25 protein-coding genes are annotated in these 23,422 nt (G+C 68.3%); 13 read left to right on the top strand and 12 right to left on the bottom strand.

From position 1 onward, the window contains the following. Positions 1-34: 34 nt before the first annotated feature. Positions 35-2,290, bottom strand: a complete 2,256-nt coding sequence (locus tag ACNJ7E_RS16135) for a heavy metal translocating P-type ATPase (protein ID WP_418340397.1) — start codon at positions 2,288-2,290, stop codon at positions 35-37. A gap of 203 nt (positions 2,291-2,493) precedes the next feature. Beyond that, on the bottom strand, positions 2,494-2,760 hold the full coding sequence (locus ACNJ7E_RS16140) for a heavy-metal-associated domain-containing protein (protein WP_418340398.1): 267 nt from the start codon (positions 2,758-2,760) through the stop codon (positions 2,494-2,496). Between the two features lie 289 nt (positions 2,761-3,049). On the opposite strand from ACNJ7E_RS16140, the gene ACNJ7E_RS16145 reads away from it, so the two are divergent. From ACNJ7E_RS16145 to ACNJ7E_RS16155, 3 genes are all read left to right on the top strand, one after another. After that, positions 3,050-3,295, top strand: coding sequence for a YgaP family membrane protein (locus ACNJ7E_RS16145; protein WP_418340399.1), 246 nt, complete (start codon positions 3,050-3,052; stop codon positions 3,293-3,295). Then, positions 3,292-3,546: a hypothetical protein gene (locus tag ACNJ7E_RS16150; protein WP_418340400.1), complete on the top strand. Its 255-nt coding sequence runs from the start codon at positions 3,292-3,294 to the stop codon at positions 3,544-3,546. Before ACNJ7E_RS16145 ends, ACNJ7E_RS16150 begins: the two co-directional genes overlap by 4 nt. 118 nt (positions 3,547-3,664) lie before the next feature. Next, positions 3,665-6,082, top strand: a complete 2,418-nt coding sequence (locus tag ACNJ7E_RS16155) for a heavy metal translocating P-type ATPase (RefSeq protein ID WP_418340401.1) — start codon at positions 3,665-3,667, stop codon at positions 6,080-6,082. A gap of 201 nt (positions 6,083-6,283) precedes the next feature. Here ACNJ7E_RS16155 and ACNJ7E_RS16160 read toward each other — a convergent pair whose 3' ends face one another. Next, positions 6,284-6,517 carry a glycosyl hydrolase family 65 domain-containing protein gene (locus tag ACNJ7E_RS16160; RefSeq protein ID WP_418340402.1) on the bottom strand — a complete coding sequence of 78 codons (234 nt, stop codon included), beginning with the start codon at positions 6,515-6,517 and terminating at the stop codon, positions 6,284-6,286. Positions 6,518-7,080: 563 nt separating this feature from the next. Here ACNJ7E_RS16160 and ACNJ7E_RS16165 point away from each other — a divergent pair. The 3 genes from ACNJ7E_RS16165 to ACNJ7E_RS16175 all read left to right on the top strand — a co-directional run bounded on the left by ACNJ7E_RS16165 (position 7,081) and on the right by ACNJ7E_RS16175 (position 8,619). Continuing rightward, positions 7,081-7,389 (top strand): metal-sensitive transcriptional regulator, encoded by a 309-nt coding sequence (locus tag ACNJ7E_RS16165; RefSeq protein ID WP_418340403.1) that lies wholly within the window; start codon positions 7,081-7,083, stop codon positions 7,387-7,389. 238 nt (positions 7,390-7,627) lie between these two features. After that, the gene (locus tag ACNJ7E_RS16170) at positions 7,628-8,335 is read left to right on the top strand and encodes a DUF305 domain-containing protein (RefSeq protein ID WP_418340404.1); all 708 of its coding nucleotides are present in this window, start codon (positions 7,628-7,630) and stop codon (positions 8,333-8,335) included. A gap of 56 nt (positions 8,336-8,391) precedes the next feature. Beyond that, the gene (locus ACNJ7E_RS16175; protein ID WP_418340405.1) at positions 8,392-8,619 is read left to right on the top strand and encodes a heavy-metal-associated domain-containing protein; all 228 of its coding nucleotides are present in this window, start codon (positions 8,392-8,394) and stop codon (positions 8,617-8,619) included. 27 nt (positions 8,620-8,646) lie between these two features. On the opposite strand, the gene ACNJ7E_RS16180 is transcribed toward ACNJ7E_RS16175, so the two are convergent. Genes ACNJ7E_RS16180 through ACNJ7E_RS16190 form a run of 3 tightly spaced genes read right to left on the bottom strand, consistent with a single transcriptional unit; the run spans position 8,647 to position 10,897 of the window. Continuing rightward, entirely contained in the window at positions 8,647-8,967 is a 321-nt protein-coding gene (locus ACNJ7E_RS16180; protein WP_418340406.1) for a cupin domain-containing protein, read from the bottom strand. 11 nt (positions 8,968-8,978) lie between these two features. Beyond that, positions 8,979-10,136: a sensor histidine kinase gene (locus ACNJ7E_RS16185; RefSeq protein ID WP_418340407.1), complete on the bottom strand. Its 1,158-nt coding sequence runs from the start codon at positions 10,134-10,136 to the stop codon at positions 8,979-8,981. After that, the gene (locus ACNJ7E_RS16190; RefSeq protein WP_418340408.1) at positions 10,133-10,897 is read right to left on the bottom strand and encodes a response regulator; all 765 of its coding nucleotides are present in this window, start codon (positions 10,895-10,897) and stop codon (positions 10,133-10,135) included. Before ACNJ7E_RS16190 ends, ACNJ7E_RS16185 begins: the two co-directional genes overlap by 4 nt. Before the next feature lie 131 nt (positions 10,898-11,028). Here ACNJ7E_RS16190 and ACNJ7E_RS16195 point away from each other — a divergent pair, with 131 nt between their 5' ends. The 3 genes from ACNJ7E_RS16195 (at position 11,029) to ACNJ7E_RS16205 (ending at position 13,094) form a co-directional block, all read left to right on the top strand. Beyond that, on the top strand, positions 11,029-11,286 hold the full coding sequence (locus ACNJ7E_RS16195) for an SHOCT domain-containing protein (RefSeq protein ID WP_418340409.1): 258 nt from the start codon (positions 11,029-11,031) through the stop codon (positions 11,284-11,286). A 94-nt stretch (positions 11,287-11,380) separates the two neighbouring features. Then, the gene (locus tag ACNJ7E_RS16200; protein WP_418340410.1) at positions 11,381-12,952 is read left to right on the top strand and encodes a multicopper oxidase family protein; all 1,572 of its coding nucleotides are present in this window, start codon (positions 11,381-11,383) and stop codon (positions 12,950-12,952) included. Positions 12,953-12,986: 34 nt separating this feature from the next. Beyond that, positions 12,987-13,094, top strand: a complete 108-nt coding sequence (locus ACNJ7E_RS16205; protein WP_418340450.1) for a multicopper oxidase domain-containing protein — start codon at positions 12,987-12,989, stop codon at positions 13,092-13,094. A 12-nt stretch (positions 13,095-13,106) separates the two neighbouring features. On the opposite strand, the gene ACNJ7E_RS16210 is transcribed toward ACNJ7E_RS16205, so the two are convergent. The 5 genes from ACNJ7E_RS16210 to ACNJ7E_RS16230 all read right to left on the bottom strand — a co-directional run bounded on the left by ACNJ7E_RS16210 (position 13,107) and on the right by ACNJ7E_RS16230 (position 17,233). Further along, positions 13,107-13,448: a metal-sensitive transcriptional regulator gene (locus ACNJ7E_RS16210; RefSeq protein ID WP_418340451.1), complete on the bottom strand. Its 342-nt coding sequence runs from the start codon at positions 13,446-13,448 to the stop codon at positions 13,107-13,109. A 23-nt stretch (positions 13,449-13,471) separates the two neighbouring features. Continuing rightward, positions 13,472-13,639: a hypothetical protein gene (locus ACNJ7E_RS16215; protein ID WP_418340411.1), complete on the bottom strand. Its 168-nt coding sequence runs from the start codon at positions 13,637-13,639 to the stop codon at positions 13,472-13,474. A gap of 104 nt (positions 13,640-13,743) precedes the next feature. Then, positions 13,744-16,011 (bottom strand): heavy metal translocating P-type ATPase, encoded by a 2,268-nt coding sequence (locus tag ACNJ7E_RS16220; protein ID WP_418340412.1) that lies wholly within the window; start codon positions 16,009-16,011, stop codon positions 13,744-13,746. Between the two features lie 29 nt (positions 16,012-16,040). Then, on the bottom strand, positions 16,041-16,988 hold the full coding sequence (locus ACNJ7E_RS16225) for a DUF8832 domain-containing protein (protein ID WP_418340413.1): 948 nt from the start codon (positions 16,986-16,988) through the stop codon (positions 16,041-16,043). 38 nt (positions 16,989-17,026) lie between these two features. Beyond that, positions 17,027-17,233, bottom strand: a complete 207-nt coding sequence (locus ACNJ7E_RS16230; protein ID WP_418340414.1) for a heavy-metal-associated domain-containing protein — start codon at positions 17,231-17,233, stop codon at positions 17,027-17,029. 861 nt (positions 17,234-18,094) lie between these two features. Between ACNJ7E_RS16230 and ACNJ7E_RS16235 the strand changes: the two genes are divergently transcribed. Continuing rightward, positions 18,095-18,766 carry a M23 family metallopeptidase gene (locus ACNJ7E_RS16235; RefSeq protein WP_418340415.1) on the top strand — a complete coding sequence of 224 codons (672 nt, stop codon included), beginning with the start codon at positions 18,095-18,097 and terminating at the stop codon, positions 18,764-18,766. A gap of 324 nt (positions 18,767-19,090) precedes the next feature. Further along, entirely contained in the window at positions 19,091-20,668 is a 1,578-nt protein-coding gene (locus tag ACNJ7E_RS16240; protein WP_418340416.1) for an alkaline phosphatase D family protein, read from the top strand. A 136-nt stretch (positions 20,669-20,804) separates the two neighbouring features. Here ACNJ7E_RS16240 and ACNJ7E_RS16245 read toward each other — a convergent pair whose 3' ends face one another. Continuing rightward, entirely contained in the window at positions 20,805-21,611 is an 807-nt protein-coding gene (locus ACNJ7E_RS16245) for an alpha/beta fold hydrolase (protein ID WP_418340417.1), read from the bottom strand. 352 nt (positions 21,612-21,963) lie between these two features. Between ACNJ7E_RS16245 and ACNJ7E_RS16250 the strand changes: the two genes are divergently transcribed. Beyond that, positions 21,964-22,365: a MerR family transcriptional regulator gene (locus tag ACNJ7E_RS16250; RefSeq protein WP_418340418.1), complete on the top strand. Its 402-nt coding sequence runs from the start codon at positions 21,964-21,966 to the stop codon at positions 22,363-22,365. Continuing rightward, positions 22,362-23,390: an alkylmercury lyase family protein gene (locus ACNJ7E_RS16255; protein WP_418340419.1), complete on the top strand. Its 1,029-nt coding sequence runs from the start codon at positions 22,362-22,364 to the stop codon at positions 23,388-23,390. Before ACNJ7E_RS16250 ends, ACNJ7E_RS16255 begins: the two co-directional genes overlap by 4 nt. Positions 23,391-23,422: the final 32 nt, after the last annotated feature.

Genomic DNA, 23,422 nt, shown 5'->3' on the forward strand with positions numbered 1-23,422 from the left:
CCGAGTTCTGGTCCGGCGATCGGCATGTCTGTCATTACCGGGCAGGGGTGAACCGGCGCAGTCGCAGACTGTTGCTCACCACGAACACCGAGCTGAAGGCCATTGCGGCCCCGGCGATCAGCGGATTGAGCAGGCCCAGCGCCGCCAGCGGCAGGGCCGCCACGTTGTAGGCGAACGCCCAGAACAGATTGCCCTTGATCGTGCGCAGGGTGGCCCGCGCCAGACGGATCGCGTCCGGGGCGGCCCGCAGGTCACCGCGCACCAGCGTCAGGTCCGAGGCCTCGATCGCGACGTCGGTGCCGGTGCCCATCGCCAGACCCAGGTCGGCCTGGGCGAGCGCGGCGGCGTCGTTGACACCGTCGCCGACCATCGCCACCACCCGCCCCTGGTCCTGCAATTCCTTGACGGCGTCGACCTTGTCGGAGGGCAACACCTCGGCAATCACCTCGTCGATCCCGACCTGGGTCGCGACGCTCTGCGCGGCGCGGTGATTGTCCCCGGTGAGCAGCACAGGGGAGAGGCCGAGCTCGCGCAGTTCACCGATCGCCGCGGCGGAGGTGTCCTTGACGGTGTCGGAGACGACGATCACTGCGCGGATCGCCCCGTCCCACGCAATCCACACCGGGGTGCGGCCCTGCGTTTCGGCCTCGTCGACGACGCGCTGCAGCGCGTCGGGGGCAGTCAGCGCCCACTCATCGCGCAGCCAGCTGTGCCGCCCGGCGAGCATCGCGTGGCCCTCGACGACTCCGGACACCCCACGGCCGCCGTGGTTTTCGAAACCCTCGACCGCCGGCAACGGGCCTGCCTCGGCGGCGTATGCGGCGACCGCCTGGGCGATGGGGTGTTCGGAGGCGTGCTCGAGCGCACCCGCCAGCCGCAGCGCTTCGGCGTCGGACACCCCGTCGGGGACGTGTACCGAGGCGACGGCCATCCGGCCGGTGGTGATGGTTCCGGTCTTGTCCAGGACGATGGTGTCGATGCGGCGGGTCGATTCGAGGATCTCGGGGCCCTTGATCAGGATGCCGAGCTGGGCGCCGCGGCCGGTGCCGACGAGGAGCGCGGTCGGTGTCGCCAGACCCAGGGCGCACGGGCAGGCGATGATCAGTACCGCGACGGCGGCGGTGAACGCCGCGGTCACCGTGTTCCCGGTGAGCAGCCATACCGCGAGGGTGAGCAGTGCGAGCCCGATGACGATGGGCACGAACACCGCCGAGACTCGGTCGGCGAGGCGCTGGACCTGCGCCTTGCCGTTCTGCGCCTCGGTGACCAGAAGCGCCATCTGGGCGAGTTGGGTGTCGGCGCCGACACGGGTCGCGCGGACGACGAGTCGACCACCGACGTTGACGGTGGCACCGACCACGCTGTCGCCGGGTCCGACCTCGACGGGGACCGGTTCGCCGGTGAGCATCGACGCGTCGACCGCGGAGGTGCCCGAGGTGACGATTCCGTCGGTGGCGATCTTCTCCCCGGGCCGGACGACGAACACATCGCCGATGGCGAGCTGGCCGATCGGGATGCGGGTCTCGGATCCCCCGCGGAGCACGGCGACGTCCTTGGCTCCCATGTCCAGCAGTGCGCGCAGGGCCGCGCCGGACTGCCGTTTCGCCCGGGCCTCGAAGTAGCGGCCGGCGAGGATGAAGGTGGTCACCGCGGAGGCGACCTCGAGGTAGATGTGCGGTTCGGCGTTGCCGGTGCTGCGCAGCTCGAAGCTCATCCGCATGCCGGTCATCCCGGCGTGGGTGAAGAACAGCGCCCACAGCGACCACAGGTAGGCGGCGGTGACACCGACGGAGATGAGGGTGTCCATCGTGGCGGCGCCGTGCCGCAGGTTCGCCCAGGCGGCGCGGTGGAACGGCAGCGCGCCCCACACCACCACCGGGGAAGCAAGGGTCAGGGTCAGCCACTGCCAGTTGTCGAACTGCAGCGCCGGGATCATCGACAACAGCACGACCGGCACGGTCAGCACCGTCGAGACGATCAGCCGCTGCCGCCACTCGGCGGCCTCGTCCGGCTCCGCGGCGGCGGCCGTTTTTGCGGCGGTGTCCTCGGGGGCCGGCAGGGTGGCGGTGTATCCGGTCGCCTCCACCGTCGCGACGAGGTCTTCGGGTGCCACCCGGTCGGCGAAGGTGACCTTGGCCTTCTCGGTGGCGTAATTGACGGTGGCGGTCACCCCGTCCATCCCGTTGAGCTTCTTCTCGATCCGCGCCGCACACGACGCGCACGTCATCCCCCCGATCGACAGCACGACATCGTGCTGTCGACCACCGGACTCCGTGATCCGGGTCGTCATGCCAATCCCTTCCCAACTCGAATATCGCTACCCCGATGAAGTTCTCGTTGTCCGCGTTCGTGATCGGCCCTGCGATCACCGGTGGCACCGCCCCCGACAACCCGGCGCCCACGCGGACGCCCCTTCGACCGAACACGGTTGAACACCACGGCGGTTGAGCCGAGTACCGGCGGGCGGGTTCCTCCATCCGCCGGCGTCGTGCGTCAGCCGCAGCAGCAGCCACCGGCATTGCCCGCCATCGGCAGGGCGCGACCGGCGGCCACCTTGCGTTCCGTCGAGACGACTTCGTATCCCGCCGCCGAGATGGCCTCCGCGACAGCGGACGGGGTCGGCGCGCCGACAGTGGTCACGGTGCCCGCCTGCAGGTCCACGCCTACCCCGGTCACGCCGGGAACGGAACCTACTGCAGTCTTCACTGTCGACACGCAGTGCCCGCAGGTCATCCCCTGGACTGTGTATGTGGTGGTCATCGATCTTCACCCTTCTCGGACGCTTCGATGCGCATCCCATGCAATGAAGTATATACCCCTAGGGCGTATAGGTAAATGGACGTTCTGTCGCAACGACGAGAAACCTGAGGTCGATCCATGTCGACAGCGCCTCGGCGCGAGTCTCTGCGCGTGACTTCTTCATCGAATCTTCACCAAACAACCAGCCAAGCCATACCCCGTGGGGGCAGGCTCGGACTTGATCGAACAGTGGCTGGCAGGCGTATTCCGAGCCTTGGCAAACGTTTTGATCAGACATCGAGGAGCAGTGATGACGCAGAGATGGAGTGTCAACGTCAGCCCGGCCGAGCGCATCGCCCGGATCCTCGTCGGCGGGGCCGGCGTGGTCGGCGGGGTCTACCTGATCACGGGCGGGGCAACGGCCGTGGTCATGGCATTGGCGGTGCTGTTGATCCTGGCCGGACTGGATCTGGTGGTGACCGGGGCGACCGGCCATTGCCCGCTGTACCAGAAGCTGGGCCATGTCCCGGCATCGTTGAAGGGCGGAACGTCATGACCGAGGATGATCGGAGTAAGCCCTATATCGGCGACAACAGCGGCCATGACGAGTATGCCGAGGGTCACGGTGCAGGTGGGCACAGTCGTCACCGCTGGATGATGATCGCCTGCTGCATCCCGATGGTGGTCATCGCCGTCGCACTGATCGCCACCGGCACGGTGGGAATCGGCGGCATCGTGTTCGCGTTGGCGTGCGTGGGAATGATGGCGGTGATGATGATTCCGATGGGCGGAGGACACCGTCATTGACGTCCGCCTCAATCAACCCAGTGGGTCGGTGATCAACACCATGACCAGCTGAAGTCAGTGCTGCGCGAGCGGGGCGATGACGGCTCGGTGCCGCGACAAACGAAAGGTGCCACAGCGAATGAACCAAACCACCGTGCTCGAAGTGGGTGGACTGCACTGGGCGAGCTCGACGGCGTCAGTCGAGGCCACCCTGCGCCGTCGCCCGGGAGTCGCATCCGTCGAGGCGAACGCCGTAAACCAGACCGCCACCGTCACCTACGACCCGGCGAAGACGTCGGTGGTCGAACTGTCGAAGTGGGTGCGTGACTGCGGCTATCACTGCGCCGGACGTTCGGTGCCCGAGCACGTATGCGACCCGATGTCCGAGCCGGCCGCCGTGGCCGAACACCTCCACCACGCCCCGCCGCCCGGTGCGCCCGCCACACCGGCAGCACATGAGGCACATGAGGCACATGGACGGTCGCCGCAGGAGATGATGGGCCACGGCGGTGGTCACGCCGGGATGTCGATGGACGACATGGTCCGGGACATGCGCAACCGCTTCCTGGTTGCCGCGGTGCTGTCGATCCCGATCTTGCTGTGGTCCCCGATCGGCCGCGACGTCCTCGGATTCACAGTGGCTGCACCGTTCGGTCTGCGCGACGACGTCTTCTCCTTCATCCTGTCGATCCCGGTGATTTTCTACTCGGCCTGGATCTTCTTCGACGGCGCCTACCGGGCATTGAGGGCGCGGACGCTGGACATGATGGTCCTGGTCGCGGTGGCCGTCGGAACGGGATGGCTCTACAGCGCCGCCATCACCTTCACCGGCGGCGGTGAGGTGTTCTACGAGGCCGCCACGGTGCTGACCGCGTTCGTGCTGCTCGGGCACTGGTTCGAGATGCGCGCCCGCGGCGGCGCGAACGACGCGATCCGTACCCTGCTCGAACTGGCCCCGCCGATGGCACTGGTGCTGCGCGACGGGGAACCGGTCGAGATCCCCACCGCCGAGGTCGTGGTCGGGGACCTGCTGCTCATCCGCCCGGGCGCGAAGATCCCGGTCGACGGCACGGTCGAGGAGGGAAGCTCGGAGGTCGACGAGTCCATGGTCACCGGCGAGAGTCTGCCGGTGACCAAGACACCCGGATCGCAGGTGATCGGCGCCTCGATCAACACCACCGGCACCCTGCGGGTCCGCGCCATCAAGGTCGGCTCCGACACCGTTCTCGCCCAGATCGTCGCCCTGGTCCAGGAGGCCCAGAACTCCAAGGCACCCGGGCAGAGACTCGCCGACCGGGCCGCCTTCTGGCTGGTCCTGGTCGCGCTGATCGGCGGCACCGGCACGTTCGTGGTGTGGCTCCTGGCGGGTGAGAGCGTGCAGATGGCGCTGCTGTTCGCGATCACCGTCGTGGTCATCACCTGCCCCGACGCGCTGGGCCTGGCCACCCCGACGGCGATCATGGTCGGCACCGGCCTCGGAGCGCAGCGGGGAGTGCTGTTCAAGAACGCCACCGCACTGGAAACCTCGGCGCGCATCGACACCGTGGTGATGGACAAAACCGGCACCCTGACCAAAGGTGAACCGGAGGTCACCGACGTGGTCGCCGACGGTATCGGCGAGGACGAACTCCTCGCCCTCGTCGCTGCGGTCGAACGCGAATCCGAGCACCCGCTGGCCGGCGCGATCGTCCGCTACACCGCCGAACGCGCGATCCCACAACTGTCGCTGGCCGAGTTCTCGAGCGTGCCCGGGCACGGTGCCACCGCCGAGGTGCAGGGCCGCCGGGTCGCGGTCGGCAACCGCAAGCTCATGGTCGCCGAACAGGTCGATTTCGGTGCCCTGATGGACCGGCGTGACGAGCTGGCCTCGACCGGGCGTACCGCGGTGTTGGTAGCCGTCGACGGCCGGGGGGTCGGGGTGATCGCGCTGGCCGATGCCGCCCGGGAAACCTCCGCCGACGCGGTGTCCGCACTCCACGACCTGGGCATCGAGGTGGTCATGCTCAGCGGCGACAACGAGGCCACCGCCGCGCGCATCGCCGGACAACTGGGCATCGACACCGTCATCGCCGAGGTGCTGCCCGGTGACAAGGCCGCCAAGATCGCCGAACTGCAGGATGCCGGCAAGAAGGTCGCCATGGTCGGTGACGGCGTCAATGACGCCCCCGCCCTGGCCCAGGCGGACCTGGGCATCGCGATCGGCGCCGGCACCGACGTCGCGATCGAAACCGCCGACCTGGTGCTGATGCGCTCGGACCCGCTCGACGTGCCGATCGCGCTGCGGATCGGGCGGGGCACCCTCCGCAAGATGCGGCAGAACCTCGGATGGGCGGTCGGCTACAACGTCATCGCCCTGCCGATCGCCGCCGGAGTCTTCGAACCCTCACTAGGGCTGGTGCTGCGCCCGGAGATCGCCGCCCTGTCGATGTCCGGCTCCAGCCTCATCGTCGCGGTCAACGCCCTGATGCTCAAACGACTCAAGCTGCCCGCCCCGCCCGAACCTCACCCCGCCGCGCCCCGACCGGCGCCCGAACCCACACCAACAGGTCCGCGGTGAGCGGTGACTCGAGCGAACCATTCGCCGACGACGAGGAGCGCAATGCACGCCGTACCCGAATCCGCAGCTCCGGCAGACTCATTGACCGATCAGGAACTCGGCGACCTCGACGCATGGTGGGGAGCCGAACGATCTGTTCGATCAGGTGACGAAGATTCTGCGCAAGCGCACCCGCAGGTAATCACCACGCCCGAGGACGGGCTATCTGGCGAACATCGGAGCGGTAGGGTCGGCGCCAGGTTCGGGCAGTGCGTCGGCGGCCGCCGCCGACGGCAGGTCCTCTTCCCAGACTTCACCGGGGGGCAGCGTCTTCTCGATTCCTTCGACGCAGAGCCGGACCGGTCCGGCCGAGCAGGGATGCAGTCGCAGCCGCGCCCGGTCCTGGGTCAGGCCGATGCTGATCGGTTGTCCCCGATAACTGAATCGGAACCTCACCTCGGTCAGTTCGGCTTGCTCACCCTCCGCGTCAGTGAGCTGTGATACCGAACGGCCACCGACATGACGTCGGCTGCAGGGGTCTGCCCGTGGCCGTGATCTGCCGCCAGTCCGATGAGGTTGTCGCCGAATATCGTTCGGGTGAATTGGCCGAGGTGAGGTGCCAATCCTCGCGCGCCTAACGACGTGACGGTCCGTGCCCAGCCGCTCGTATTTGCGCGTCGCCGCGCCACCACCCGCCATGGAGGTAAAGCTTCTTCAGCGAATCTTCACAGAAATCCTCGGCTTGAACCGGCAATGAACTGACAGTCTGGAACGAGACGGGCTCAGGGCGCCGTCGGGTCGATCGAGGTGGGATGAGGGACAAGGAGCGGATGTGTCGCAGTGCCGTGCGGATCCACTTGTCGCCGTCTCTGTCGACACACCGGGTTGGTCAGGAATCGTGAGCGATCCACCACCGGCGACTCGGCCGCTGAATAGTCCCCTGCGTCCGCAACCGCCGATGATACCGGAGGAGGGTATATTGAGAGGTGGAGAACGCGGCCCGGCGAGAGGAGTCGGCAGTGAGCACCGAACCCCCCGAGGCCAGCCATCGCCACATCCAGTCCAAGGACGCCTACCTCGCGCGCCTGCGGCGCATCGAAGGGCAGGCCCGCGGCCTTCAACGGATGGTCGACGAAGAGAAGTACTGCATCGACATCCTCACCCAGATCTCCGCGATGACCAAGGCCCTCCAGGCCGTGGCGCTGGGCCTGCTCGAGGATCACATCAGCCACTGCGTGGTCGATGCCGCCGCGGCCGGCGATCGCGTCGAGGCCGACGTGAAGATCGCAGAGGCATCCAACGCCATCGCACGTCTCGTGCGGTCCTGACTGCAAAACTGTCATCGAAGGGCATGGCGCCGAATGAGGCCCGAACAGCCCGCCGAGCCGGAAGCGGGTGCGCGCCCAGGTGCTTGGAATCTGTCAGGCCGCCAAGGTCATGGAGTTCGACGGCCCCGCGTGATTTTCGGCGGGGTGCGGGCGTGAACGCTTGGCCCCCACCGCACAACTGCCCGACGTCTCGCGTGATCAGCACGTGTGTGCACTGTGAGAAAGGAATTCCCCTGTCATGAAGAAGAAGTCCCTCGCCGCCGGCGCAGCCGCGGTTGCTGCTCTGGTCGCGTTGACCGCCTGTAGCAACTCCAGCACTGATCAGTCAGCGCAGAGCAGTACCGCGGCGAGCGTTACCGCCACGACGGCCTCCGCAGATGCCCACAACCAGGCGGACGTGACGTTCGCGCAGCAGATGATTCCGCACCACGCGCAGGCGATCGAGATGAGCGATGTCGTGCTCGCCAAGGACGGTATCGACCCCCGGGTGACCGATCTGGCCAACCAGATCAAGGCAGCCCAAGGCCCGGAGATCGAGCGGCTGCAGGGCTGGTTAACCGAGTGGGGACAGTCCAGCATGCCGATGACCACGTCCGGGATGATGACTCCGGGTCAGAGCATGCCGATGGCCACGTCCGGGATGATGACTCCGGGTCAGAGCATGCCGATGTCGATGCCGGGCATGGAGATGCCAGGCGATAGCGGGATGGGAATGAGCGGAATGATGTCCGCCGAGGACATGACCGCACTGCAGAATGCTCAGGGCGTGGATGCCAGCAGGCTTTTCCTCACGCAGATGATCACCCATCACCAGGGCGCAATCGCCATGGCGCAGACTGAAATCGACTCCGGTCAGTATCCCGATGCCATCGCGATGGCACGCACCATCGCCGACACCCAACAGCAGGAGATCACCACGATGCAGACCATCCTGGCCTCGCTGTGACACCCCGGCTCGGGGATTCGAATACCAGCCGATGACCTCGTCCGAGGAGAAACACAGTGAGCACCACCACCAGCTACCACGTGTCCGGCATGACCTGCGCGCATTGCGTGAAGGCGGTCACCGAGGAACTCGACCGTCTCGATGCAGTGACGGACGTCGACATCGACCTGGTCCCCGGCGAGGATTCTCGGGTGAGGGTCACCAGCAGCCGGCCACTGCCGCTCGAGCAGGTACGTCATGCCGTCGACGAGGCCGGATACTCGCTGTCCGACCCGCCCAGCTGATCCGCCCTCGGCGCCCTTTCCGGGGTATCAGCGAGGTTTCGTGACGGTGAGAATGAGGACGGACTCGACCAGCGCTTCGACCCGGGGAGGATGGGCCGCGGTGATCGTCACCAGGTCGCCCGCCACCGCGTCGTCGTGGCTGCCACCGCAGGTCAGCCGGACCCGCCCGCACATGATGTACACGGTGGCCTCGCCGCGAATGGGAACATCGGCTAACCGCCGGCCCGGGGTGAGCGCAATGAGAGTCTGGCGCAGCCGGTGCTCGTGACCACCGTAGACAGTTTCCGCGCTCCGTCCGCTCGGCGCGCTGCGGGCGTGCGCGAGCCGGTGCCGGGCGATCGCGGTCACCGAGTATTTCCTCATCGCTGATCCGGGCGGAGGGGGAAGGTGATGGTGAAGGTACTGCCGGTTCCGGGGCCGTCGCTACGGACGGTGATGTGGCCGCCGTGCGCCTCGACGAGGGCCTTGGCGATCGCCAATCCGATCCCGGCGCCGCCGTGTTCGCGGTCGCGGGCCGCGTCGACCCGGTAGAACCGTTCGAACAGGTGCGGGAGGTGCTCGGCGGAGATCCCGTCGCCGGTGTCGGTCACCGCGATCACCAGCTGCTCGCTCCGCTGGCCGGCGGTCACCTCCACCCGCCCGCCCCGGGGGGTGTGACGCAAGGCGTTGTCGAGCAGGTTCCCCAGCACCTGCCCGAGCCGCTCCGGGTCGGCCCACAGCCGGGGAAGGTGCGCGGGAACATGAGAGGTCAGGGTCACCTGCTTCGCGGCGTAGCGGTCCGCCGCGGCGATCAGGGTGGTGGAGAGCAGTGCGGCGGGGTCCACCCAGGTGGGCTCGATCGAGGTCCGGCTCTCTTCCGCATGGGAGAGGCTGCGGACATCGTCGGAGAAACGGACCAGTCTGCGGGTCTGGTCGCGCAGCATCGTGATCGTGTCGGCATCGAGCGTCTCGACCCCGTCCTCGAGTGCCTCCATGTACGCCTCGAGTACCGACACCGGGGTGCGGATCTCGTGGGCGAGGTCAGCGAGAAGTTGACGGCGGGTGGTCTCGACCGATTCGAGTCCGGCGGCCATCCGGTTGAACGCCTCGGCGAGTGAGTCGAAGTCGTCCCCCAGGTGCGGGGGAGTGACCCGGATGTCGTAGCGCCCGTTGGCCACCGCGGTCGCCGCGGACGACACCTCGGTCAACGACCGTTGCAGGCGCCGACTGAAATACCAGGTCACCACCAACGCGGCCAGGGAGGCCACTCCGAGGGCGACCGCCAGGGAAATGGCGGTGGCGGAGCGGTACGCCTGCTCGGCGTGGAACTGTTCGTCGGACGAGGCCGGTACCCCGGCGCGGTGCAGGTGCTCGCGGAACAGCGGGGGGCCGGCGAACACCGCGACCACCCAACAGGTGGCGGCGCCGGCAACCAAGACCAGCGATTGCGCCAGCAGCAGCCGCACGCCGAGGCCGGGGCCACGGCTGCGCACCGGACCTGCGCCGACGGTGCCCGGGCGAACCTGATGCGAGGTCATTGCCCGGTCCCCATCCGGTACCCGATGCCGCGGACGGTGGTGACGTACCGGGGCGCGGCGGGGTCGTCTCCCAATTTGCGGCGCAGGTGGCCGACATGTACGTCGACGAGGTGCTCGTTCCCGACCCAGGACTCTCCCCACACGGCCTCGATCAACTGGCGCCGGCTAAAGGCCATACCCGGCCGGGACGACAACGCCGCCAACACGTCGAACTCGGTGCGGGTCAAGACCACCGGGCGGTCGCCGAGATGGACTTCCCGGCCCGCGACGTCGATCCTCATCGCCCCGAATACCCGCGGGGGTGCCTCACTCCCGACCGGCCCGGTGGTCGGCGTCTCGTATGTCGGTGCCTTCCGGGGTCGGCGCAACATGGCTCGGATGCGAGCCACCAACTCCCGGGGGCTGAACGGTTTGGTGACGTAGTCGTCGGCGCCGACGGACAATCCGATGATGGTGTCCATTTCGGCGTTGCGGGCGGTCAGCATCACCACGTAGGCGTCGGAGAACGTCCGCAGTGCCCGGCACACCTCGATTCCGTCCATGCCCGGCAGTCCGAGGTCGAGGACCACGACGTCGGGGTCGATTTCCCGGGCGCGAGCGAGCGCATCGACGCCGTTGTAGGCGACGGCGACCTCGAAGTTCTCCCGCTCGAGGTAGCTGGCGACGACCGCGGTCAGCGGGCGCTCGTCGTCGACCACCAAGGCCCGATATCCGGCGGCGCTCTCGGGCGGGAGGTGTGGCGTGTGGTTCATGGTCTCCATCGTCGCCGGTGTCCTCCCGGTCCGGTGCGGGTCACCCTGAACCGCCCATATCTTCAGGGAAACTACACAGAACCCTCATCGATTCACCGCGATCCGACACCACGCTGGAGAGCAACGAAAGGTGAACAGCCATGATGTGGTGGAACGACGGTATGGGGTACGGAATGGGCTGGGGCGGCTGGGTACTGATGGCCGTGGTGATGGTCGCGTTCTGGGGGTTGGTTGTTGCCGGGGTGTTTGCACTGTTCCACAGCATGCGAACGGATCGCACCGCGCCCTTCGACCCCGACGCTCGGGCCCGGGAAATTCTCGACGAACGATTCGCCAGAGGTGAGATCGACGCCGAAGAATACCGACTCCGCAGGGACGAATTGCGTGCCCGGCAGTGACACGTGAGCGATCTGCCGTGTCGATGGCCGGTTGACGGTCAGCCAGCAACACCCTCACGCGTGCTGCAGGGCCTGGAAAGGAGTGGGGGCGGACGTGCCTGAGTACGGTGCCGGACTGAGTCGGCGCACCTTCCTCGCCGCCGCGGCCGCAGGGCTGGGCGGCCTCGCAGTGTCTGCCTGTACCCGCAGATCACCGTTTTCCGGACCTCATCCGGTCGATTCGAACGCCGTCGCGGCCGCCGAGGCAGCCCGCCCCCGCACCGGCCGCACCGTCGACGCCGCTCTGGCCTCGCAGACCACCGACATCGACCTCGGCGGGATACACGTGCGCACCTTCGCCTATGGCAACACCGTTCCCGGGAAGATGATTCGGGCCAACGTCGGCGACGAGATAGCTGTCGCCCTCACCAACGGCCTAGACCACGACACCTCGGTGCACTGGCATGGCATTGCGCTGCGTAACGACATGGACGGGGCCGCGCCCGCCAGCCCCGACATCGGACCGGGGCAGAGCTTCACCTACCGTTTCTCGGTGCCGCATGCGGGCACCTACTGGGCGCACCCGCATGTCGGGCTCGACACCGACTACGGGCTCTACCTTCCCGTCATCGTCGACGACCCGAACGAACCCGGGAGATACGACGCCGAATGGATCGTCGTCCTCGACGACTGGACCGACGGTATCGGCCCCGGCCCCCGGCAGATCTTCTCGAACCTGCAATCGGGCGGGATGGGATCGATGGGCGGACCAGGCGGCATGGGGAACATGCCCGGCATGGGCATGGGCATGGGTGGCGGCTCGGATCGATCCGGCGCCCCCACCTCGAGTGCGACGCCGAACGGGGTGGGCACCAGCAGCCTCCTGGGCGGCGACGCCGGCGACATCACCTACCCGTACTACCTGATCAACGGGCGGATCCCGACCGCACCGTCGACGTTCACGGCCACACCCGGTCAGCGCGTGCGGCTCCGCATCATCAACGCCGGCGCCGACACCGCCTTCCGCGTCGCGCTGGCCGGGCACACCATGACCGTCACCCACACCGACGGCTACCCGATCACCCCGGTCGACGTCGACGCCCTCCTACTCGGCATGGGTGAACGCTACGACGTGATCGTCACCGCCGGGGACGGGATCTTTCCCCTCGTCGCGGCGGCCGAAGGCAAGAACGCCCGCGCCCGGGCCTTGCTGCGCACCGGCGCCGGATCCGCTCCCGACCCGGCATTCGCGCCCCGCGAACTCGGCGGCCGGGTCGGCACCGTGGACACCTTCGCCGCCGCCGACACCGTCCTGCTGCCCGGGGGACGCCCGGAGGTGAACCTGGCCGCGGATCTCGGCGGGGGCATGATGAGCTACGACTGGACCGTCAACGGCCGCCCCTACGACCAGACCCAACCATTGACGATCCGGCAAGGTCAGCACGCCCGCCTGACCTTCACGAACATGACGATGATGTGGCATCCGATGCACCTGCACGGGCACACCTTCCAGATCGTCAAACCCGACGGCACCCCCGGCCCGCGGAAGGACACCGTCATCGTGCTGCCCATGCGTTCGCTCGCGGTGGACCTGGTCGCCGACAATCCCGGCGACTGGATGCTGCACTGCCACAACGCCTACCACCAGGAAGCAGGAATGATGACCCGCCTCGACTACGACAGTTGAAGCGGTGACCAGTTCTCGGCCCCGCAACGCTCTCGTGCAGTGGGGCTGGTCGCGGACGCCCCCAGTCAACTGGATGGTTCACTGCCACAACGGACATCATCAGAAACCCGGCATGGTGACCCGGCTGGACTATACCGGGTGATCGCGGCTCGCCTCAGGAGCGGACGAGGCGGGCGATCGCGTCGGTGGCCTCTTTGATCTTCGCGTCGGCTGCGGGGCCGCCGGCGACCGCGGCGTCGACCACGCAGTGGCTGAGGTGGTCTTCGAGCAGTCCCATGGCCACCGCCTGCAAGGCCTTGGTCATCGCGGAGACCTGGGTGAGGATGTCGATGCAGTACTTGTCTTCCTCGACCATCCGCTGCAGTCCGCGGGCCTGGCCTTCGATGCGCTTGAGGCGCTTGAGGTAGGCGTCCTTTTCGGTGATGTAGCCGTGCGCGGCATGGTCATGGCCGTCGGTTTCGGCAGGTGCCGGGGTGGCCGCGGGGGTGGTGGCCATGGTGTCCTCCTGGAATCCGAGTGTCATGCCGAGCATCCCCGATTATGCCCGCCCGGGGTATGGGGCGGCGGGGTCGGTCCGCCCGGACGGCGGCCGACCGCCGCCGCGGCACACATCACCGCGCAGCGGGCCACCGCCCGGGTCGCGGGGTGCCGGGTGATCTGCACCAGGGTCGTTGTCACCGAGGACATGGCCGGTCTCCTTTCGGGAGTACATCGGTAAAAGGGGTGTGGGTGGGGTGGGCGACTGCACGCCCCGCCCACCCCACACCCTTCGGTGCTCTTTCTGCCCGTGGTTATCCGGTGAGGGATTGGAACCGGCGCAGCCGCAGGCTGTTGCTGACCACGAATACCGAGGAGAACGCCATCGCCGCACCGGCCAGCATCGGGTTGAGCAGCCCGGCGGCGGCCAGGGGCAGGGCGGCCACGTTGTAGGCGAAGGCCCAGAACAGGTTGCCCTTGATGGTGCCCAACGTCTTGCGGGCCAACCGGATCGCATCCGCTGCCGCGCGGAGATCACCGCGCACCAGGGTCAGATCACTGGCCTCGATCGCGACGTCGGTGCCGGTGCCCATCGCCAGACCGAGGTCGGCCTGAGCCAATGCGGCGGCGTCGTTGACGCCGTCGCCGACCATCGCGACGACCTTGCCCTGATCCTGCAGACGCTTGACGACATCGACCTTGTCGGCGGGCAGCACCTCGGCGATCACCTCGTCGATGCCGACCTGGTCGGCGATCGCCCGGGCGGCCGCGGCGTTGTCGCCGGTGAGCATGATCGGGGTCAGACCCAGCTTCCGCAGCTGTGTGATCGCCTCGGCCGAGGTGGCCTTGACCGCGTCGGCGACGACGAGCACGGCGCGGGCCCGCCCGTCCCAGCCGACCGCGACGGCGGTCTTGCCTTCGGATTCGGCTGCGCTCATGGCCGCTTCGAGACCCTTGGGTAGATGCTGCGCCCAGTCGGCGAGCAGGCGGGCCCGTCCGACGATCACGGCGTGGTCGTCGATCATGCCCTGCACCCCGAGGCCCTCGATGTTGGCGAACTGCTCCACCGTCGGCAGGGTCCCGACCTTCTCGCGGGCGCCCTTGGCGATGGCCTGGGCGATGGGGTGCTCGGAGGAATCCTCGAGGGCGCCGGCCAGGCGCAGCACCTGCGCGGTGTCTTCGCCGTCCGCGGTGATCACGCCCTGCAGGGTCATCTTGCCGGTGGTGACGGTGCCGGTCTTGTCGAGCACCACGGTGTCGACGCGGCGGGTCGATTCGAGGACCTCGGGTCCCTTGATCAGGATGCCGAGCTGGGCGCCGCGGCCGGTGCCGACCATCAGTGCGGTCGGAGTCGCGAGGCCGAGGGCGCAGGGGCAGGCGATGATCAGCACCGCGACGGCGGCGGTGAACGCGGCCGCGATGCCGCCGCCGGTGCCGATCCAGAACCCGAGAGTGGCGACCGAGAGGGCGATCACGATCGGGACGAAGATTCCGGAGATCTTGTCGGCCAGGCGTTGGGCCTGCGCCTTTCCGGTCTGCGCGTCTTCGACGAGTTTCGCCATCTGCGCGAGCTGGGTGTCCGACCCGATGCGGGTGGCGCGGACCACGATTCGTCCGCCGACGTTGACGGTGGCGCCGACGACCAGGTCGTCGGGTCCGACCTCGACGGGCACAGATTCGCCGGTCAGCATCGCCGCGTCCACCGCCGAGGAGCCCTCGGTGACCACACCGTCGGTGGCGATCTTCTCCCCGGGGCGGACGACGAATTCGTCACCGACGGCCAGTTGATCGGTGGGGATGCGCTCCTCGACACCGCCGCGCAGCACGGAGACTTCCTTGGCGCCGAGCTCGAGCAGTGCGCGGAGGGCGGCGCCGGCGCGGCGCTTGGAGCGGGCCTCGAAGAAGCGGCCGGCGAGGATGAAGGTGGTCACTCCCGCGGCGGCCTCGAGGTAGATGTTGCCGGCGCCGTCGCTGCGGGAGATGGTCAGCTCGAACGGGTGTGTCATACCCGGCATTCCGGCGGTGCCCCAGAACAGGGCGTACAGCGACCAACCCAGCGCGGCGAGGGTGCCCATCGAGATGAGGGTGTCCATCGTGGAGGTGCCGTGCCGCAGGTTGGTGAAGGCGGCCTTGTGGAACGGCCACGCCCCCCACACCACCACCGGGGCGGCGAGGGTGAGCGAGAGCCACTGCCAGTTGGTGAACTGCAGCGCCGGGACCATGGCCATCGCGATCACCGGCACACTGAGCACCAGCGAGACCAGTAGGCGTTGACGCAGCGAGGCGGTCGGGTCCTGCTCCGCGGTGGGGTCGGCGGCGTCGGGGTCGGCGCTGGACCCGGCGGGCGCCGGGACCGTGGCGGTGTAGCCGGCCTGCTCGACGGTGGCCACGAGATCCTCGGTCGACACATCACCGACGAAGTGGACGCGTGCCTTTTCGGTGGCGTAGTTCACCGTGGCGGTGACGCCGTCGAGCTTGTTGAGCTTCTTCTCGATCCGGTTGGCGCACGAGGCGCAGGTCATGCCACCAATTTCGAGTTCGACCTGGCCGTCGGCGGTCGGGTGCTGGGTGACGGGATTCATCGTGTCCTCCTCTCGGGGTGTGATCGCGGTCAGTGTCCGTGCCCGGCGGGCATCGGCTCCGGGGCGACGGGCGCCGCGGAGCCGGGGATCTGCCCGGCCGTCAGGGTGAACTCGGCGGTCCGCACCACCCCATCGTGCTGAAAGTCCAGGAACAGGCGGTAATCGCCCGCGCTCGGGGTGGTGACAGAGAAGTCGATGCCAGGACCGGGCGGGGTGACCCCGTCGCCGGGATGGCCGTCCGGGTGCACGTGCAGGTAGCCGAGGTCGGCGGCCCGCAGGGCCACCAGGTGCCCGTACGCCCCCAGATAGGGCTGCAGATCCGTGACGGGCTGCCCGCCGCGGCTCACCGCCAGCGTCACCCTCGACGCCTGACCAGGGGTGAGAGCGCCATCGAGGGTGACGGTGTAGCCGTCGACCGTGGTGGTTGCGGCCACCGGGGGCAGCGGCTGCGGATCGTAGGCACCGGCAACTTGCAGGTCGGCGCCCAGGGTCAGACCGTCACCGCCGTCGGGGGAGAAGTCCGCGAACACCCGGTACGCCCCGGCGCGGGTCAGATCGAGCGGAACGCTCCAGGTTCCGGCAGCGTCGAGGACCGGGTGCACGTGCTGAAACCCGACCATGTCGCGGCGCACCGCGATCAGGTGCAGTTGCTTGTCGTGACTGTCGACGTAGCGGGTGACGGGCACGCCGTCGGCGCCCAGGATGCGGAACCGCAGTGGCACGTCCGCGCCCGCCGACACCTGCGCTGTGTCCAAGGCCAGGGTGTATCCGCTGTCGGTGACCATCAGTCCTCCAGGTGTCTGATCGGCGACCGGTGCGCCCGCAGTGGACACGGGTCCGGCGCCGTGAGTCGAGGTGTCGTGGGTGTCGGCCGGTGCGGCGTCCTCGGGGCCGAAGGCGGCCCCGGCCCCGAGGGCGAGAGCGAAGACCGCGGCCAGGCCGACGGTGAATCCGGCGAACTTCGACGATGCGTTCATCGGGGGGAATCTCCTGTCCGGGTCTCGGGTTCGGCCGGTCAGCCGGCGAGCTGGTAGCCGGCCTCGTCGACAGCCTGGGCGAGCACCGCCTGCTCGATCGGGGTATCGGAGTCGATGTCGACCCGGCCGCTCGCAAGGTCGACGTCCACGCCGGTGACGCCGGGGATGCTGCCGATCTCCTCGCGGACCGAGGAGACGCAATGGCCGCAGGTCATTCCGGTGACGGTGACGGTGGTGGTGCTCATCGCATGTCCTTCTTTCTTCGGTACGGAATTCGATCGAGGTCGTCGCGACCTCTACAGATTTACCATACCCCCCTACCGTATGCAACGACAGGGTGGCCGCACCTGCTCCAGCCGGACTCATACCCCCTGGTGGTGCGCCTCAGGCGGCTGAGGAAAACCCGGTGGGGCCCGAACGACCGTCCGCCGGGCGTGCTGCCGCGGTGAGGGCTTTCGGGGCTACCGCGACTGAGGAAGCGGCCGGTTGCGGAAGATATGCGGCACGGATCGTTCGTTCTTCCAGGTACTGGGCATCTGGAAGTGCAGCGGCATGGCAGTCGGCAGGGGCCCTTCGTCGCGCTCGATCCGGCCGAGGGCGGTGGTGCTGAGCGTCGTCGATGACGAGAGCGATGTGACGCGGCGATGTGCGCCGGTGCCGTGGTGATCGGATCGCCGCGCCAGGCCCTCTCCCGTCCGAGTGTCCCGCCGGACCGGACCGGCGTTGTGGTGTCCGTCACATTTGTCGCATCGGCGGCGTGTCCGCTTGCGGCGTCCCGTGAAGTGGCTCGCGGCGCGTCGCGGATGTCGTCGCACCGGCCCCGCTGTAATTGCCGAGCCCGCGAATGTCGAGGCCGCCGCAGGCTTCTCGGCCTTGCACGGTGTCGCTCGACGGGATGCGATCTCAGTGTCGTTATCTGCCTGTGATGACGATGTGGGTCAGTTCTAGGTCTCTGACGTGGGCATATTCGAGCAAGATCATCTTGAAATATCGATTAGGTAACGATTGTGCAGTCGATACCGTTTTGTTACTTTCCTTTTCGACGGGGGTCCGAGGCCGCGAATCTCACGAGCGCGGGCCAGCCAACGAAGACGAGGTAAGACACTGTGGCGAAACACCGCAGGACGGCAAATCGTTCAAATTCCACTACTAGCCGCCTGAAGATCGCGACCGTCGCCGCGGCGACCGGTGCCATCCTGATCGGCGGCGCGCAGTTCGGCGCCGCGTCCGCGGCCGCCCGCCCGCTCGAGATCCCGCCGGGCCTGCTGCCCGCCGGTGTTCAGCTGCCCGCGATCGAGCTGCCCGACCTCCCCGCCGCCCCGCCCGCACCCGGAATGCCCGGGCCGGTCAACCCGGGCACCCCCGCTCCGCTCAAGGCCCGCACCGTGCAGCCGGTATCCGGCACGCTGTCCTCCGGCTACGGCCCCCGCTGGGGCACGCACCACGGCGGCATCGACATCGCGGCCCCGATCGGCACCCCGATCCAGTCCGCGGCCGACGGCGAGGTCATCTCCGCGGGCCCGGCCTCCGGGTTCGGGTTGTGGGTGCGAGTGCGCCACGACGACGGCGCCGTCACCGTGTACGGCCACATCAACGAGTTCATCGTCAACGTCGGCCAGCGGGTCGCGGCGGGTCAGCAGATCGCCACCGTCGGCAACCGTGGACAGTCGACCGGTCCGCACCTGCACTTCGAGGTCTCCGACGCAGCCGGCAACCGGCTCAACCCGAGCCAGTGGCTGCGCGACCGCGGCGTCTCGGCGACCTGGGGAGCCGACTAGAACTCGTCCCGGCGGTAGGTCAGTTCCAAACGATGCGGGGCGCGGCAGGCCGGGACGGCAGGCCGTGTCCCACATGCGGTTCCCGGCATGTCGAGAATCCTTCCACCGTGAGGGGCGGATCCCTCACAGGGTCAACCAGATCCGGGGCAGTCCCTTCCGCAGCCGGCGAGCACAGCGCCTTCACAACACACTGACGTGCGCTTAACGGCGGCTCGTGCCGTCGCCATCGCGGGTGCTCTCGGACTCAGATGCCTTCCGTAGTTCGGGGTCATCCCCATCAGCCGGGCCCGGCTCGCCGATCGCAGCCTGGATATACCGTGGTGTATGGCCCTCTCCCGTCGGCAGTTGTTGCGCCTAGGTGCGGCCGGATCGGCGGCGGTGCTGGTGGGCACCTCTGCGGTGAGCAGCGCCCGGTTGCCTGCGCCGCGGTGGCGAGGAGATGACCCGTTCGGGCTCGGTGTGGCATCGGGTGATCCCACACCCGATGGTGTCGTCCTGTGGACCCGCCTGGCACCGGATCCCCTCGCCCCCGGCGGGCGCGGCGGCATGGGGTGGGACCCAGTGACGGTCGAATACGAAGTCGCGCACGACGAGAACTTCCGGCAGGTGGTGACGCGCGGTACGGCGGTCGCGACGCGCGAACTCGCCCACAGCGTGCACCCGGAGATCCACGGCTTGGAGCCCGCCCGCTGGTACTTCTACCGATTCCGGGCCGGCTCGGCGATCTCTCCGGTGGGCCGGACCCGCACCGCCCCGGATCCCGGGCAGCCCACCGCGCGGATGCGCTTCGCGTTCGCCTCCTGCCAATCATGGAGTTCCGGCTTCTACACCGCCTACGAGCACCTGAGCGACGAAGACCTCGATCTGGTCGTCCATCTGGGCGACTACATCTACGAGCGCGGGTGGAGGCGCGGACGCGAGGGAACGTCGATGGGAGTGGACCGCGGCGAAGCCGTCGATCTGCCCAGCTACCGACTGCACTACGCCCAGTACAAAGCCGAGCAGCCGCTACGCGACGCACATGCGGCGTTTCCCTGGATCGTGACCATGGACGATCACGAGGTCGACAACAACTGGGCGGCCGATGCGCCGGGTCTGGGCTTCGATATCTACCGAATTTCCGCGCTGTTCCGCCGGCGCCGCGCCGCGGCCTTCCAGGCGCTGTACGAGCATCAGCCGCTGCGGATCGCGCAGCGGCCTTCCGGGCCGGGGATGCGGCTGCACCGCCGCTATCGCTTCGGCGACCTCGCTCAGATCACCATGCTCGACACACGGCAATACCGGGACCGGCAAGCCTGCGGGGGTGACGTCACCGCGCACTGCGACGAGCGGCTCGACACCGACCGCACGATCCTGGGTGCACAGCAACGTAACTGGCTGCTCGATGGATTCACCGGCTCCCCGGCCCGCTGGCAGATCATCGGCAATCAGGTGGCGATGGGCCAGACCGACAACGACCCCGGCCCAGACACCGTCGTCTCCTCCGACTCGTGGGACGGATACGTCGCCGATCGCAACACCGTCCTCGGCGCCGCAGCCGATCGCGGCGTCCGCAACCTGGTGGTGATCACCGGCGACCGTCACCAGAACATCGTCGCCGACCTGCGCCGAGACTACGCCGACCCGGGGTCGCCGGTCGTCGGGGCGGAAATCTCGGGAACGTCGATCACCTCAGCCGGCGACGGCGCCGACATGAATGACACCGGGCGCCGCCTGCTGGCCTCCAATCCCGACATGAAGTTCTTCAACGCGCAGCGTGGATACGTGCGCGTCGACCTAGACCATCACTTGTGGCGCAACGACTTCCGTGTCGTTCCCTATATCCGTCGCCCGGGCGCGCCCGTCCACACCCGCGCGAGCTTCGTTGTCCAGGATCAGCTACCCAGCGCCACCGAGGCGTGACGGCCCGCTTCGCCCAGATGCGGCAGATCCACCCCAGGATCGCGCGCCGAGCACCGCTGAGCGCAGGTTCCCGTGCCGAGCTCCAACAGTCAGTCGTGGGTGTGCCTGCCCGGCGAAGTGCGGACAGGCATCGGCCTCAGATGTCGAGGAACCGGCGGATCTCCGGGACGACGGCCTCGGCGAGATCGTCCGCCGTCCGCAACGCGTCGAACGACACGGTCCGCACGAGTGTCGCATTCGGGATGGCCGCGCTCATGCGTTCGGCGAGCGCGACCGGATGACGCTCGTCGGCGCCGGGGACGATGAGTACCGGAACCTCGATCGCGCCGAGTTCGTCGAGCGTGCGGAATGAGCGGTCACGGCCAATGGCGGCAGCGGCGGCGACGCTGTCCGGGTCGGCGCGCGGTATCGCCGAGCGCACCAGATTCCCGATCAGCGGTTGGAGGTGCGGAAGGAACAACTCCCATGCCGCTTCGATGCCCTCCGTCCGCACCCGGTCGGCGAAGCGGTCCATCAACGCGGTTTCCGCCACTTTCGCCTCGTCGTCCTCAACATCCTCGGCACTGATCACCACGACCGCCCCCACCCGTGAAGGGAACGCCAGCCCGACGCGCAAGGCGATGGTGCCGCCCAAGCCGGTCCCGCCGACCACAGCCTCCGGAACGCCGAGGTGGTCGAGTAGGGAGATCACGTCGTCGGCGTAGCGATTCCACGTGTGCAGTGCCGGATCCCTACACACCGAGCGGCCGTATCCCCGCACGTCCGGAACTACCACCGTGAACCGGTCCGCGAGACGATTCGCCATCGGGAGCAAGCTGTGATGATCCGGGCCGCCGCCGTGCAACAGTACGACAACCGGACCGCTCCCACACACGGCGGCGAACAATCGGGTCCCGTCGCTGCGGTAATCGATTTCCTGCATCGCCGTCCGTTTCTCACTCATCTCGTCGCGTTCCTTCTGCGGGTACTCGCTGCGGGTACTCGCAGAAGGAACACGACGAGTGTCTCAAACTGGTGGAGCTTCCACCGGACCACAGGTCCGGCCCCGGCGGCCTGGAACGTCCTGCACTTCTGCTGAGTAATCGTCGTTGTCGGATCCCGTGCAGCGTCGATACCGCAGCGTCTGTCCGCTGTCAGTGGAGTTGTCATACGGGACCTGCTGAAATGCCAACTGTGTTGACGAGAATCGAGACTCGTCCTGTTCTGACCCGGGGAACCGAGAGACACCCAGCCGAGAGGATCGGCGGCTGTGCGGCCTTGACCCTGTACTCGGGTACAGGGTTGAGAATGTGTGCATGCGGACCGGTGAGCTGGCAGCCAGGGCGGGGGTCAACGTGCAGACCCTGCGCTATTACGAGCGCCGTGGTCTGCTCGCGCGACCGGCGCGGTCCCCGGCGGGCTACCGCAGCTACCCCGACGAGGCGGTCGCGGTGGTCAGGTTCGTCAAACGATCCCAGGAGCTGGGGTTCACCCTCGACGAGGTCGCCGAACTGCTGAGGCTGGCCTACGGCGGCCCCGACGACTGCGACGCCGCCCGTGCACTGGCCGAGTCGAGGGTCGCCGAGCTGGAACGGCGTATCGCGGACCTGCAGCGCATGCGCGGCTCGCTGGCCGAGTTGATCGCGACGTGCGAGCTGCCCCGCAACCGCCGGTCCTGTCCGATCCTGACCTCGCTGCACGAAGGAGACCACCCGTGAAACTGGAAATCCTCCACGTTCCCGACTGCCCCAACGTGGCGGTACTCGAGCAGCGCATCCGGCAGGCGACAGGTGGCCAGCCGGTGCAGCCCCCGATCGCCCACCGCTTGATTGACGACCCTGGCCAGGCCGCCACCGCGGGTATGACCGGATCACCCACCCTGCTGGTCGACGGCCACGACCCGTTCGCAACGCCGGGCCAGGTCCCGAGCCTGTCGTGCCGCCTCTACCCCTCAGACACCGGGCGGCTCGACGGCGCACCCTCGGTCGCCGCGTTGCGCGCCGCGTTGCGGCTCGTCCCGGACGGCACCGCGGCACTCGGGGACGGCACCGCATCCTCGTGCTGCATCCCACCCGCCGCCACCGAATCCCCGGCAACGGTGCTGCGCGCCTGGCGCGCCGCCGCGCAACCGGCAGACCCTGCCGAAAAGGCTGTGCACCAGGCGATCCTGCGTGCCTTCGCCACCGATGGGCGGGCGCCGACCGGTGACGAGCTGACCGAGATAACCGGTGACGAGCTGACCGAGATAGCCGGCGGGCCCGACGTGCCGGTCGATCAGCTCCTGCGCCGCCTGCACGATGCCGACATCGTCCGGCTCGACGCGACCGGGGGCATCGCGGCGGCGTATCCATTCTCGTCCACACCGACGCCGCATCGGGTCCGGATCGCTGGTGGAGCAACGGTGTCCGCCATGTGCGCGGTCGACGCGCTCGGTATGGCCGCGATGCTCGACACGCCGGTGACGATCACCTCCGCCGACCCGGTGACCGCCGACCCGATCACGGTCACCGTCGACGGCGGGCACGTCACCGCGCAACCGGCCACCACGGTCGTCTTCGTCGGCGCACAAGCCGGTCAAGGCCCGTCCGCCGACACCTGCTGCCACTACCTCAACTTCTTCACCGACCGCGCCAGCGCCCAGGGCTGGGCAGACACCCACTCCGGCATCGGCGGCGTCATCGTCGAACTCCTCGACGCCCACCACCTTGGCACCACCATTTTCGGGCACCTGCTGCACAGCTGACCGCACCCGGGCTTGCCACGGATAACACCCCG

The organism is Rhodococcus mengyinensis (assembly GCF_048381435.1).
In the GTDB taxonomy this organism is placed as follows: Bacteria; Actinomycetota; Actinomycetes; order Mycobacteriales; family Mycobacteriaceae; genus Rhodococcus_F; species Rhodococcus_F opacus_D.

Bases quoted from the DNA above. Each gene is read 5' to 3' on its own strand.
- ACNJ7E_RS16135 (WP_418340397.1), bottom strand. From the start codon at position 2,290: ATGACGACCCGGATCACGGAGTCCGGTGGTCGACAGCACGATGTCGTG.
- ACNJ7E_RS16140 (WP_418340398.1), bottom strand. From the start codon at position 2,760: ATGACCACCACATACACAGTCCAGGGGATGACCTGCGGGCACTGCGTG.
- ACNJ7E_RS16145 (WP_418340399.1), top strand. From the start codon at position 3,050: ATGACGCAGAGATGGAGTGTCAACGTCAGCCCGGCCGAGCGCATCGCC.
- ACNJ7E_RS16150 (WP_418340400.1), top strand. From the start codon at position 3,292: ATGACCGAGGATGATCGGAGTAAGCCCTATATCGGCGACAACAGCGGC.
- ACNJ7E_RS16155 (WP_418340401.1), top strand. From the start codon at position 3,665: ATGAACCAAACCACCGTGCTCGAAGTGGGTGGACTGCACTGGGCGAGC.
- ACNJ7E_RS16170 (WP_418340404.1), top strand. From the start codon at position 7,628: ATGAAGAAGAAGTCCCTCGCCGCCGGCGCAGCCGCGGTTGCTGCTCTG.
- ACNJ7E_RS16185 (WP_418340407.1), bottom strand. From the start codon at position 10,136: ATGACCTCGCATCAGGTTCGCCCGGGCACCGTCGGCGCAGGTCCGGTG.
- ACNJ7E_RS16190 (WP_418340408.1), bottom strand. From the start codon at position 10,897: ATGGAGACCATGAACCACACGCCACACCTCCCGCCCGAGAGCGCCGCC.
- ACNJ7E_RS16195 (WP_418340409.1), top strand. From the start codon at position 11,029: ATGATGTGGTGGAACGACGGTATGGGGTACGGAATGGGCTGGGGCGGC.
- ACNJ7E_RS16210 (WP_418340451.1), bottom strand. From the start codon at position 13,448: ATGGCCACCACCCCCGCGGCCACCCCGGCACCTGCCGAAACCGACGGC.
- ACNJ7E_RS16215 (WP_418340411.1), bottom strand. From the start codon at position 13,639: ATGTCCTCGGTGACAACGACCCTGGTGCAGATCACCCGGCACCCCGCG.
- ACNJ7E_RS16220 (WP_418340412.1), bottom strand. From the start codon at position 16,011: ATGAATCCCGTCACCCAGCACCCGACCGCCGACGGCCAGGTCGAACTC.
- ACNJ7E_RS16225 (WP_418340413.1), bottom strand. From the start codon at position 16,988: ATGAACGCATCGTCGAAGTTCGCCGGATTCACCGTCGGCCTGGCCGCG.
- ACNJ7E_RS16230 (WP_418340414.1), bottom strand. From the start codon at position 17,233: ATGAGCACCACCACCGTCACCGTCACCGGAATGACCTGCGGCCATTGC.
- ACNJ7E_RS16240 (WP_418340416.1), top strand. From the start codon at position 19,091: ATGGCCCTCTCCCGTCGGCAGTTGTTGCGCCTAGGTGCGGCCGGATCG.
- ACNJ7E_RS16245 (WP_418340417.1), bottom strand. From the start codon at position 21,611: ATGAGTGAGAAACGGACGGCGATGCAGGAAATCGATTACCGCAGCGAC.
- ACNJ7E_RS16250 (WP_418340418.1), top strand. From the start codon at position 21,964: ATGCGGACCGGTGAGCTGGCAGCCAGGGCGGGGGTCAACGTGCAGACC.